Source organism: Streptococcus parapneumoniae (assembly GCF_037076355.1).
Taxonomy (GTDB): Bacteria; Bacillota; Bacilli; order Lactobacillales; family Streptococcaceae; genus Streptococcus; species Streptococcus parapneumoniae.
Map to the genome: position 1 here is coordinate 1656149 of NZ_AP026968.1, position 13440 is coordinate 1669588.

Sequence of the window (13440 nt, forward strand, 5' to 3'; positions counted from 1 at the left end):
AGACTCAAAATGACGAAATTGTGGACCTCTACAGATCCAATAACTTTTAACATTATAGTTGATTGAATCTGGAATAGTCCGCCGAGTTTTCTAAAACATTGTTAGAAATTGGTTTAAATCCCCCAATCAATTTGTCCATTTTTTATCTCATTTCACTATACAATAAGTGAGGCCGAAAAAGTCTGTAAAATTAAAAAACGCATAATATCAGGTCTTGAAAACTTGATACTATGCGTTTTATTGTGGCTTCATTTTATCCTGAAATGAAGTTTTTGCCCATCCTCATTAAGAACAATCTGTTCATTGCAAACAAATTATACCCATTAGAAAGATTAGTCCTCTTTTTTCTTACGAGCAAGAAGTCCAAATCCACTCAAAGCTCCAAGAAGTCCAAGCGCTGCTAGACTAGCGTTAGCTTCTGTACCTGTGTTAGGCAATTCTTTTTGACCATCAACATATTTAGGTGTTGCTGGCATTTGAGGTTTAGATGGCTGTTCAGGTATTGCTGGAGTTGCTGGCTCTACCGGTTGTGCTGGTTGAGTCGGTTCAACCGGTGTTGGAGTTGGCATCTCAACTTTACGGAAGATATGTCTGATATTTCCATTTGAATCTGTCACAGTCTTCACATATTCGTAACCTGGAATTGTTCCCGGTTCTTTAGAACCTGGCTCACTTGGTTTCAATGGATTTCCATTCTCATCAGTCCAAGTAGTTGTATTTTGCTTACCTGGATTTGGTTGAGGAACAGGTGAAGGTGTTGGAGCTGGTGGTGTTACTTTTTCATAAACATGAACAGTATCTCCATTTGACAGTTTCTTCGTTTCTACGAATCTGTATTCTGGAATGTCTTTCTTATCGACTGTTCCCGGTTCACTTGGATAGTTAGGAATTTCGTTTCCTTCTTTATCTTTGAAGAAGGTACTTACTTTTTCGTAGATATATTCAGTATCACCATTTGGTAATTTCTTAGTCTCTACGAATCTGTATTCTGGAATATCTTTCTTATCGACTGTACCTGGCTCACTTGGATAGTTTGGAATCTCTTTGCCTTCTTTATCTTTGAAGAAGGTACTTACTTTTTCGTAGATGTGTTCGATATCTCCATTTGACAGTTTCTTAGTCTCTACGAAGCGGTAGCCTGGAATATCTTTCTTATCTACTGTACCTGGCTCACTTGGATAGTTTGGAATCTCTTTGCCTTCTTTATCTTTGAAGAAGGTACTTACTTTTTCGTAGATGTGTTCGATATCTCCATTTGACAGTTTCTTAGTCTCTACGAATTTATAACCTGGAATCGTTTTAGCCGGGGTTTCTCCTTCTTCTGTTGATTTCACAGGGTTGTTATCTTTATCAACAGTAATAAGATTGCCTTCCTTATCCTTGAATGTTGTTGTTACTTTTTCATAGATATGCTCAATATCGCCATTTGGTAATTTCTTCGTTTCTACGAATTTATAACCTGGGATCGTTTTAGCTGGGATTTCTCCTTTTTCCGTTGATTTCACAGGGTTGTTGTCTTTATCAACAGTAATAAGATTGCCTTCCTTATCCTTGAATGTTGTTGTTACTTTTTCATAGATATGAGTAGTATTACCCTTGCCATCAACTTTAGTTTCAACAAATCTATAACCTGGGAAGTCCTTCTTATCAACTTTGCCATCTTCTGTAGTACTTCCTGAAACAACATTCCCATCTGTATCTTTAAACTCCGTTACAGGACGCACAGTTGGAGTATAAGTTTCAGAAACTACTTTACCATTGACGTCTTTCACTTGAACTGTTACTGGAGTTGCCTTGCCTACAAAATCTTTTTCTGGTGTAAATTCAACGACTCCATCCTTAAGTACATATGTTCCTTCTCCTGGAACTACAACTTCTTTCACTTCTTTACCAGTTTTATCAACTAATGTTAGAGTAGACTTATCAAGTTCAACCTTTTCATGACCTTTATTAAAGTTCACTGTTGTATTATCTTGATCTGGCGTATCAAATACTACAGGAGATGTTTGAATAGTTCCACGAGCTCCTTCAGTAACCGATGAAGCACCTGTTGGAGTCACAGCTGTTACCGTTGGGGTGTAAGTCGTTGTTGTCGCTATTCCGTTGGCATCCTTCACTTGAACTGTTACTGGAGTTGCCTTGCCTACAAAGCTTGAAAGAGGTTGGAAGGTGATGGTGTTGGTGTCTTTGTTTAGACTATAGGTACCTTGATCTGCCACTGTGACAGTTGTAGTTTCTGCTCCATTGGCATCAAGAAGCGTTACCGTTCCTTTATCTAGCTCAACAGACTTCTCAACAGTTTCAACCATAGCACTACCTTTAGTAAAGTTCACAGTGCTAGCGTCTGTATCTGCAGTATCATACTTAATAACTGAAGTCTGGGCTTGTCCTTGCGGTCCAGTTGTCTCTGAAGCTTCAGAGCTTGGTGTTACTGGAATAACTGTTGGGGTGTAGATAGCTTCTTTCGTAATGCTTGCAGTTTCATTCTTGGCATTTTTAACAGTCGCAGTTGCTTCAACTTTGATGGCATCTGGTGTTCCCTTATACGCACCATCTGGTTGGAAGGTTACTTTACCTGTCGTTGAATCAATTGTATACTTACCAACTGATTGAACAACTACAGATGTTTCATCTGTCGCTTGGCCTGTAGTTGGATCCACAAGTTTATAGCCTGTGATAGTCGTTGTTGCTTCTGCTCCATTTGACAAGGCAAAGGTTGGAGTTCCTTCTTGTTCTGCCCCTTGAATATCTTTCGATGTCACATCAGTCGACGTTAGAGAAACTGGAGTAATTGTCGGAGTGTAGGTAGCGGTTGAGGTTTCACCATTTGAGTCCGTTGCTTGAACAGTAACACCTGTCCCCTTCTTTTTATATGATGGATCTGGTACGAAGGTCACAAGACCTGTTGTTGGTTCAATTGTGTATGTTCCTTCATTTGCAATTGTAACACTAGTAGTTGGTTGCATCGTTGATGGATCAAGCAACTGACGTGTTGCAATCGTTACTGATGGATCTGATGTTTCAAATTCTGGAGTTCCACTTTGAGTAGCCCCTTGAATACCAGTCGATGTAGCATCTTCAGATGTCATAGTCACAGCTGTTACCGTTGGAGTGTAAGTCGTTGTTGTCGCTGTTCCGTTGTCATCCTTCACTTGAACTGTTACTGGAGTCGCCTTGCCTACAAATCTTGAAAGAGGTTGGAAGGTGATGGTGTTGGTGTCTTTGTTTAGACTGTAGGTACCTTGATTTGCCACTGTGACAGTTGTAGTTTCTGTTCCATTGGCATCAAGAAGCGTTACCGTTCCTTTATCTAGATCGACAGACTTCTCAACAGTTTCAACCAGAGCACTACCTTTAGTAAAGTTCACAGTGCTAGCGTCTGTATCTGCAGTGTCATACTTAATAACTGAAGTCTGGGCTTGTCCTTGCGGCCCAGTTGTCTTAGAAGCTTCAGAGCTTGGAGTTACTGGAATAACTGTTGGGGTGTAGGTAGCTGTCGCAGTTGCAGTGAGTGGGTTGCCAGTAGTATCATTAGCAAATGTTACTGTCAAACGTACTGTAACTGCTGGTGCTTCCCCTGTAAAGTCTTTTTCAGGAATGAAAGTGACCAATCCTGTATCTTTATCAATCTTGTAAGTACCTATTGTCTTACCATCTTTTGTAGCCGTTACAGAGCCATCTATCGCTCCTTCAAGGCTATAGAGTTTTGTTCCCTGATCAATCTCTTTCTCAGTCTCAGTTTCGGTATCTGTTTTAAACTCAAATGTTGGGTTACCTGATTGTGGACGTCCTTGAATAGCCAATGATTTCGTAGGTTGACCCTCTATATCCAGAGGAGTAACAGTAATAGTGTAGACTGTTCTTGCTGTGGATGTGTTTGCACCATGATCTGTCCCCGCTGTTGTCTCACCAACGTTTGTCTCATCAACTAGGTTCGTATTACTATCCATAACATCTACTGTAACCGTATAAACACCAACTTCTGTCAATTTTAAGCTTGTTGCATCTGGGTAATTATGAACATCACCAGTCTTTGTGTAAGATGCAACCACCCCACCATTTGGATCAGTTACTGTAATAGTTGTTATCTTGGTATTGTGACTAGTCTTGAAAGTTTTCTCAGCATCACTTGTAGATGGAAGTGAGTCATCTTCTGCATCAGCTACTGTCACATGAGCATCAGTTGTTACCGTACTTACTCCGTCCAAACTGCGATCTACTAAGTCTACAGTTGTATTCATCTTAGTTGTATAAGAAGTCGAAGTAACGGTTGGTTTTCTATTGATAATCGTAGCTTCATCCGTTGATTCTGCTGTAGTAGCCTTAACCACACCAGAAAATCCTGATGAAGTAGATACTTCCCAATGATCAGCATCTGTCTTTGTAGCTGTCACTACTGACTGATCCGATGACGACCATGTGTTCGTAGCTTTATCATAAGAAACTGTTACATAGGTTCCATTCCCAACTGTTGTAGCTAAGGTATTTTCTCTCGCATAAACTGTTTCTTTACGTGTCACATCATTAACTGCTGTAACCTTTCCTGTAGCATCATAACTACGGTTATAGGCATAAATATAGAACTTGATAGAGCCATCCGCTTGCACAGAGGTGTAAACTTCTCTATTCGTTACATCATAAGTACCATCTCCGTGATCGGTTCTAACAGTCGCATATTCAGCTGGTAGTTCCCAACGTCCACTTGTTTTATTCAAGGTTGCAACATGTGACGAGTTATCATTATCTTGGAGTGTGACAGATGAACGCATCAAGGATGCTGTAGCAGCTTCTGTTTTAGCATAAACTGATATCTTATTTACACCAGCTGTTGCTGTCATTTCACTTGTAACTTTTAATTTAAATTGTTCACCAACTGTTCCGACTAATTCACCAGCTGTCACTGCTGTATTTGTAGTTCCCTCCGCGGCAACATACCACTTGCCTTCTCTATTTTCAAGTGCTGTGACACTTCCATCAGGCATGGTTACCTTGGCATAGGTAGCTCCTTTAGAGATAGTCACTGGGACTTCTGTTCCATATGCAGCAATGTTGAGGACATCAATTTTCGGTGCTACCTTAACTGTGATACCTGCATGGGTTTCTTGCCCCTGGGTTGTCCAACCATTCGCACCCGTTGGCTGGTTCCAGTCCTTAGCATAGGCTGTAACATAATAAATACCAGCTTCCGTTGGAGTCCCACTAATCAAGGCCTTCCCTGTATAACCCGTAGTCACACCGTCAGGACTAGTTAAGGGTTTACTACCATCTAGTGCATAGGTCAATCCCGGAATCTCTGTATCCACGGCACGAGCTGTTCCAGTAGCTGTCACAATATTACCCGAGATTCCTGTAGTACTTGGTCCGTATTGATTACGGACTGTAACATTCGTCCCATCTGCTAGCGTATAGCTAACATTAGCACCGCCAGACATAGCACGAGAACCTGAAGTATCTGAGTAGTGGATATCAATACTATTTGTAGAGTGACCTTGTTCATTGGTAAAGCTACTTTTACCAACCTTTCCTTCAAAGACCTCTCCATTGGTTCCAATGTTTGGTGGAGTTGTATCTTGCCAACCAATCCAACCCCCACGAAGATTTCGGTACACTGCACGTACAGTAGCATTGGTCTGTTTATTGGTATAGGTCACATACATCCGCGTATCATATACCCCATTTGCCAGACCATCTGTCACAATCTTCCCCTGAATAGTATCTGTAGCTTCATTATAGGTTAAACCTGTTGGTAAGTTTGTCGGCTCTACCTTTGAAACCTCCCAGCCAGCTGTGGCTGCTTTCTCTGTCACACTAAATCGTCCCTTTATCTTTTCGATATAGACACGGTCAGTACCTTGCTCATAAACATAATGATAGATGTGGGTTGCAAGGTATTCATATCCTCCTCCTGCACCAAAAACTACATTATTACCTGTTGAAATTGTTGACCCATCTGCACGGAGTTTTCCTTTCCAGAGGGGAGCTTCTGCAGCCAAGGCTTCTGCTTGTTCCTTGGTTAGAGGAAAATCCACTCGACCTTTATTATTATTTCCTTGACCTGAGTTACCAGGATTCGTATCGGTACCTGTCCGTTGGTGAGAGTACACGACTGCTTCCAGAGTCCTAATATCTCCACTGATTCTATCCGTTGAGACATCTCCTCTTGTAGCGGCAGTTGCACCAAAGGTATAGATATCCTTACCTGTTGCAGAGGCTTCTGCTGTAGCTGTTGAAACTATCTTATAAGTGCCATCACCCTGCGGAATGGATATATAATCTTTGGCATTTGGTTGTACAATGACACCACCAGCAGGAGCTGCATCGTCCAGGGAAACTGAAAACTCTTCTTTGCCTGCTTTACGGAGAGTAACATAGACAGCTTCAATAGAGGACTGTAATTCTGCCATCGATTGGTTAAGGGCTTGGGCACTCGCATCACCATTTGCTAAAGCAGCCTTTGCTTCTGTAATTTTAGCAGCATTGCTGGCTATGGCAGCTCTAATAGCACTCTTGACATCTTCAGAAAGGCTTGAATCATTTGCTTCTTTTTCCAAAAAACTATTTGCTAAACGATTGGTTACATCCGCCTCTGACACTCGCTTTTCTAACTCTACTTTTTCAGATGATTGATTTGTTTCTGCTGTATCGACTTGATTAGCTTGTGCTTGACTAGACGCTTCTGCAATTACAGTAATAGCATTTGTTAGGGCTTGGACTTGCTGAGCGACCTCTTCTTGACTTGGTTTAGCTTCTAAAACCGCTTGCGCACTTGTCAATGTTTGATTAGCAAAGTCAAGAGCTAGACTGTCTGTCCCCTTAGTAGCCGACTGGATTGCAGTACGTAAGGTCAAAATTTTCGATTGTAGTTCCGTCTTATCTGCAACTGTTTCTTTAGAGGAGCTAGTTGCCGCTGCTTCGGTATTCTCATCGCTAGCTTGGGATGAGGCAGTATCTTCACTAGCGTCCCTAGTTAGGACTGGCTCTGCGTCATAAGTAGTGGGTTTAGATGAGTTAGCACCTTGATTAGCACCCTCATCGCCTATGATCGGTGTTGGAGTCGTTGTTGAAGATGTTTCATTAACTCCTTCTACTTCTGTTGCTGATACCGCACCAGCTCCAAGAAACATCAAACCAGCCGCAATTGCCACTGATGCTGCCCCAAAACTATACTTACGAATACCATACCGAAGGTATCTTTCAGTTCTAAAATCTTGTTGACCTCTCTTCATGAGATTCAACCTCCTTGATTTATTTTATTCGTGTTGATTTAAAGCATTAGGGCAAATAAAAAGCCCCCCTTAAATTTTTTAGTAATATTAAGAGGAGAATATCTTAAAAAGATTGCTATATGATTGTAAACACTTTAATTTATTATAACATTTAGATTTATAGCATTCAAGTATTATAACTGATAATTATTGAGTTTGAATGAGTGTTTTTTTAATTTTATTAGAGATCTTTCTATTTTTCATTAACGATGATCAATACTTTAGTATAAAACCAATTTAAATATTCTTAAAGAGTATTGTATTGAAACACGTGACCCTAAGAATAACAGCAGTAACTTAAATTTATACTCTTCGAAAATCTCTTCAAACCACGTCAGCTTCACCTTGCCGTACTCAAGTACAGCCTGCGGCTAGCTTCCTAGTTTGCTCTTTGATTTTCATTGAGTATTACCTTACAAGAAGATATTTTGAAATCAAAAAAAGTTGAGACATAGCGTCTTCAACTTTTTTACATTACTTTAACTACTGATTAAAGTGAGTTTACGTCAACTTTGATACCAACACCTTGAGTAGTTGTGATAGTCAAGTTTGTTACGTAAGTTCCTTTAGCTGTAGCTGGTTTTGCTTTTTGGATTGTTTCGTTGAAAGCTTTGAAGTTTTCAACCAATTTTTCAGCTTCAAATGATACTTTACCGATGATTGCTTGAACGTTACCTGCACGGTCAGCACGGTAAGTGATTTTACCACCTTTAGACTCTTCAACTGCTTTAGCAACATCCATCGTTACAGTACCAGTTTTAGGGTTTGGCATCAAGTTACGTGGTCCAAGGACACGTCCAAGACGTCCAACAAGAGCCATCATATCAGGTGTAGCGATAACTACGTCGAAGTCCAACCAACCGTCGTTGATTTTAGCAACAAGGTCATCTTCACCAACAAAGTCTGCACCAGCAGCTTTTGCTTCTTCAGCTTTTGCACCACGTGCGAAAACAAGAACGCGTGAAGTTTTACCAGTACCGTTTGGCAATACCATTGCTCCACGGATTTGTTGGTCAGCTTTTTTAACGTCGATGTTCAAGTTGTAAGCAACTTCTACAGTTGCGTCAAATTTTGCAAAGTTAGTTTCTTTTGCAAGTGCTACAGCTTCTTCTACGCTGTATGCTTTTGTGCTGTCGATTTTCTCAAGAGCAGCACGAAGTTGTTTGCTTTTTTTAGCCATTTTCTATTCTCCTTGTAAGTGGTTCAATCGATTTTCATCTCCCACGTCACTCCTCGAAATGATGAAGTCTTGCGGGTTTTCAGTCTATTACTTTCCTTTTCCTACGGCCTTAACTTCCCTTGCTGTACCCAAGTACAAGTATCAGTCACTTGCCTAGTATGAAAAGCAACTAATAGACTGCTGTGAGATTTTCTACTGTGTTATTGATTAGTCAACAACAGTGAATCCCATAGAACGAGCAGTACCTTCGATCATACGCATTGCAGACTCTACGTTTGCTGCGTTCAAATCTGGCATCTTAGTTTCTGCAATTTCTTGTACTTGCGCACGAGTAACTGTAGCAACTTTAGTTTTGTTAGGTGTACCTGATCCTTTTTCAACACCTGCAGCTTTTTTCAAAAGAACAGCAGCTGGTGGTGTTTTAGTGATGAAAGTAAATGATTTATCTTCGTAAACTGAGATAACAACTGGAATAATCATACCAGCTTGGTCAGCTGTACGAGCGTTGAACTCTTTTGTGAATCCCATGATGTTGATACCAGCCTGACCAAGAGCAGGTCCAACTGGTGGAGCTGGTGTAGCTTTACCAGCAGGGATTTGCAATTTTACAAGTTTTTCGACTTTTTTAGCCATTTTTAAATCCTCCTTTGTGGTTTTGGCGGTAATTAGAGATTTTTACCTCCCACAAGTATGCTTTTCACATACCCATCTATTATACACTATTTATCTGGAATTGCAAGAGAAAAGTTTATTTTTTAATCGACGTAATCTCCGCCTTCAAAGCCATAGTATTCTTCCAAACTGAGACCACTCTCAGCAATTTCTTTAGCTTCTTTTCCGACATAACGAAGGTGCCATTCCTCAGCCATATAGCCTGTTTCCTTTTCCTTACCTTTGAGATAACGGACAACAAAGCCATAATCAGCCGCATGGTCCAAGAGCCATTGGGCCGCTTTTTCTTCTGTCACCAAATCACCATCAGTCCCAATCACATCAAAGGCTAAACCTGTCTGGTGCTCGCTATAGCCAGGACGGGCAGAATAACGGTCGGCAGCTTCTTTCCCATCTTGATTGACATAATCTTGATAGAGCTTAGTCTGAGTTTCATAACTTCTAAAGCCACTGTAATGATCACTGATTGGGAAACCTGCCTCTTGCATCGCTTTGATGAGTTTGACCAACTCTGCCTTGGCTGTTGGATTTTCCCCTGGGTTATAGTCCTTAGACAATGGATAGTGTTTATTGGCTACGATGATTTCATCGTATTTTCCTTGGATGCTGTAGTAGTCTCCTTTATTGACCACTTCTGCTTTCTTCTGGGCAGCTCCTTGAGACTTACTTCCTACTGTTCCATCAGCTTTGGCTGTCTGTTCTGTCTTAGCTTCTCCATCTTCATTTTTTGCTTTTTCTTGTGAACAAGCTGCTAGACTCAAGGCTAGCAAGGCTGTCAAAACAAGGTATCTTTTTTTCATTTCTACTCCTTTATTTCTAATAGTTTATCTACTTCTAACGATAAACGTTTGACTAATCTTTTAATCTCATCCGGTTTTGCTTGGCAGGTTTCTGCTGTCATTTCTTCAAAGGGGACCCACCAGACTGGCCCACGTCCATTGAGACCGTGACCATTCATGTCACCTCTTCGTCTAGGAAAAAGATGCCAATGAAGATGGGCATCGCCATTTCCTAAAAGTTCAATATTCATTTTCTCAGCAGCAAAGGCCTTGGCAACCGCCTCTTGGACTAGACTCATTTCTTCGAGAAAACGTAGTCTTGTCTCCTTTTTCAAATGGTGCAATTCGGTGACATGTTCCTTGGCTAGAAAGAGACTATAGCCTGCAAAATACTGGTGGTCTCCAATGACCACATAGCCTGTTTCCAACTCTTTGACAAAATAGGGATTTTCTCCAGCTTTGATGAGGTCAATTCTCTGGCAAATCAGGCACATATTAGTCTACCAACCCACTCTTAAGATAAGCATCAACCATACGCTCTGTTGCGGCCACCGAGTCAATATGAGTACGCTCATAAGAATGACTAGACTCGATACCAGCACCGAGAAGGGCGTGTTTAACCTCTGCCCCTGCGGACATGGCTGCTGAAGCGTCCGATCCATAAAATGGATAGATGTCCAACTTAAATGGAATATCTTGCTCTTTCGCCAAGGCAACCAAATGTTGGCGGAAGTCATAGTGATAAGGCCCTGAGGCATCCTTGACACAAATAGACACTGTGTACTCATCTGTTTGCTGGTCATCTCCCATAGCTCCCATATCCACAGCCAGATATTCTACTACCTGATCAGGAATGTTAGAATTAGCACCGTGTCCCACTTCTTCAAAAACTGAAAAAGCAAAATGGGTTGTTACGGGCAATTCAATCTTCTCTTCCTTATAAATACGAAGCAGATCAAGCAAAATCGCTGCGCTGACCTTGTCATCCAAATGACGAGACTTGATAAAACCTGTCTCTGTTACGACAGTTCGTGGGTCGAAGCTGATAAAATCACCGACCTCAATCCCCAAGGCACGAGTTTCTTTTTCATTTGTTACTTTGGCGTCCAAACGCACTTCCATATTGTCCTGCGTGCGTTCTGCAGTTCCTGCATCCTTATAGACATGGCAAGAAGTTTGGTGGATGAGGATGGTACCTGATAGCTTTTGACCTGTGCTAGCCACATGAACGGTACAGTTTTCTCCTTCAATCATGTTCCAAGGAAAACCACCGATACGGTCCATTTTGAGACGACCGTCTGGTTTGACAGCACGGACAATGGCACCCAGCGTATCTACATGGGCAGTCACATAGCGGTGTTGTTCATCTTTTTGACCTTTAATGGTCACATTGACACCGCCCTTGGCCGTGCGAACCGGTTGGTAACCAAAACCTTCTAGAGTCTTGACTAAATAGTCCGAAATCTCCCGAGTGAAGCCCGTTGGCGACGCAATGGCTGTCAGTTCTTTGATATATTCTACTGTTTGATTCATTTCTTCACCTCTTTTGCTACCTATTATAACACATTTATCATCGGATAAAAAAAGAAAATCACTCCTGTAGACTTGGCTACAAAAGTGATTTTATACTCAATGAAAATCAAAGAGCAAACTAGGAAACTAGCCGCGGGCTGTACTTGAGTACGACAAGGCGACGTTGACGCAGTTTGAATTTGATTTTCGAAGAGTATTAGTGATTATTCCATTTCAAAAACATCACTTTCTTGCTTGTTTGGTAGAACCAATGAGAGCAAGATTCCTACGATGGCTGGCACCAACCATGGGAGAGATGCTTTAGCAAAAGGAAGAGCGTTGACAAGGTTTGCAAGAAACTCAACCTTAAACGAACTTCCTAGTACGCTTGCAATAGCAATAGCTGTAACAACAGCAATTGTCAACTGCATACCTGGTTTTGAAAGGGCAACAAATTTGTTGACAATGACAATCATAACGATAGCAATCGTGATTGGGTACAAAATAACCAGTACTGGAATTGAGTACTTGATAATCGCATCAAGGCCCAAATTAGCAATGGCAAATCCAATCAAGGTAAAGGCTGTCGCATAAACCTTGTAGCTGATTTGTGGGAAGCGTTCATTAAAGAACTCAGCTGTTGACACAATCAAACCAACTGTTGTTGTGAAGCAGGTTACGGTAACCATAGCTGCAAGGAAGAGTTGGGCTGTTGAGCCAAAGATTTCTTGAGTCGCTTGTGACAAGATGTAAACACCTGGTGTTCCACCCTTCATCGCTTCAGCTGGTACTGGGAAATGATTTCCAAGGAAACCTAAACCGATGTAAAGAGCGCTGAAGGCAAGGGCAACAACGATACCAACAACCCAAATAGTTGAAATGTATTCTTTCTTACTTGAAAATCCAAGTTGTTTCAAGGTTTGAACTGCGATTACGCTAAAGGCAACTGAAGCAAGGGCGTCCAAGGTATTATAACCTTCTAGGAAACCTGTACCAAAGGCAGAAGCTTGATAAGCTGCTGAAGCAGCTTGAGGACTTGTTCCACCGTATTTGAAAGCTCCCAGAACAACCAAGATAACAATCAAAATCGCAAAGACTGGTGTTAAAATACGGCCGATACGGTCCAAGATTTTTGATGGATTAAGCGAAATCAAATAGGCTGCCACAAAATACAGAACCGTAAATACAATCAAGCCAAGTCCTTTATTTGCATCCGACAAAAGGGGGCTAATCCCTACTTCGTAAGCTGTTGTAGCTGTACGTGGGATAGCAAAGAATGGACCGATTGACAAGTAAAGAACTGAGAGGTAAAGAGTCGCAAACCAAGGCGCTATCTTCGTTGAAATCTCATAGATATATCCTTTAGGATTTAGCGTTCCAATAATAAGAGTCAAGACGGCGATACCGACACCTGAAAAGACAAAACCTGCGATGGCAGGAAGAAAATGTTCTCCAGATAGAGCACCCAGAGAAGGCGGAAAAATCAAGTTCCCCGCACCAAAAAATATTCCAAACAGGAGCAAACCTGTTAGGGCACCTTTTTTAGCCATGAAAATCTCCTTCATATTTATAAAATACTGACCTAGTATATCATGAATAGGAGTATGAAAAAAGCTTCACGAAGTAAATATTGAATGTTTTCAAGATTCTCAAAAATGAGAATTGTCTAAAAATAAAATTCTCCTACCCAGTCCACACCAAGCAGGAGAAAATTCTAATGTTTAAAGTTCTTCAAAAGCCATCATGCCACCTTGGACATTGATAACCTCATAACCTTGTTCTGATAAGAATTGGCAAGCACGCGCCGATCTCATTCCAGATTTGCAAATGACATAATGTAACTGGTCCTTGTCCAACTGATCAAAGGTATCAGCTAATTGACTCAGAGGAAGATTCTGGGCGCCTTCTAAATGAAGAGTTTCAAACTCATCCACTTCTCTCACGTCCACTAGAGAAAGTTGGTCGTTTTGGTAAAGCTGGTAAAATGCGTCAAAGGAAATTTCTTTCATTCTTTTTCTCCTAATACTCTTCG

Annotated in this window: 8 protein-coding genes; all 8 read right to left on the minus strand. The window is 41.2% G+C overall.

The window, feature by feature from the left end:
- Positions 1-332 precede the first annotated feature (332 nt).
- The 8 genes from SP4011_RS08545 to SP4011_RS08580 all read right to left on the minus strand — a co-directional run bounded on the left by SP4011_RS08545 (position 333) and on the right by SP4011_RS08580 (position 13417).
- Entirely contained in the window at positions 333-7226 is a 6894-nt protein-coding gene (locus SP4011_RS08545; RefSeq protein ID WP_338618792.1) for a YSIRK-type signal peptide-containing protein, read from the minus strand.
- Between the two features lie 529 nt (positions 7227-7755).
- Entirely contained in the window at positions 7756-8445 is a 690-nt protein-coding gene (rplA, locus tag SP4011_RS08550) for a 50S ribosomal protein L1 (RefSeq protein ID WP_001085675.1), read from the minus strand.
- Positions 8446-8652: 207 nt separating this feature from the next.
- Complete coding sequence (gene rplK / locus SP4011_RS08555) at positions 8653-9078, minus strand: 50S ribosomal protein L11 (RefSeq protein ID WP_001085807.1); 426 nt, start codon at positions 9076-9078, stop codon at positions 8653-8655.
- A 122-nt stretch (positions 9079-9200) separates the two neighbouring features.
- Complete coding sequence (gene ldcB, locus SP4011_RS08560; RefSeq protein WP_055387825.1) at positions 9201-9917, minus strand: LD-carboxypeptidase LdcB/DacB; 717 nt, start codon at positions 9915-9917, stop codon at positions 9201-9203.
- Positions 9918-9919: 2 nt separating this feature from the next.
- A complete protein-coding gene (locus tag SP4011_RS08565) occupies positions 9920-10390 on the minus strand; it encodes an HIT family protein (RefSeq protein ID WP_055387826.1) in 471 nt (156 codons plus the stop codon).
- A 1-nt stretch (position 10391) separates the two neighbouring features.
- Entirely contained in the window at positions 10392-11429 is a 1038-nt protein-coding gene (locus SP4011_RS08570) for a M42 family metallopeptidase (protein WP_338618798.1), read from the minus strand.
- Between the two features lie 203 nt (positions 11430-11632).
- Positions 11633-12958 (minus strand): branched-chain amino acid transport system II carrier protein, encoded by a 1326-nt coding sequence (brnQ, locus tag SP4011_RS08575; RefSeq protein ID WP_338618800.1) that lies wholly within the window; start codon positions 12956-12958, stop codon positions 11633-11635.
- A gap of 171 nt (positions 12959-13129) precedes the next feature.
- Positions 13130-13417, minus strand: a complete 288-nt coding sequence (locus SP4011_RS08580) for a rhodanese-like domain-containing protein (RefSeq protein ID WP_338618802.1) — start codon at positions 13415-13417, stop codon at positions 13130-13132.
- Between the last annotated feature and the right edge of the window lie 23 nt (positions 13418-13440).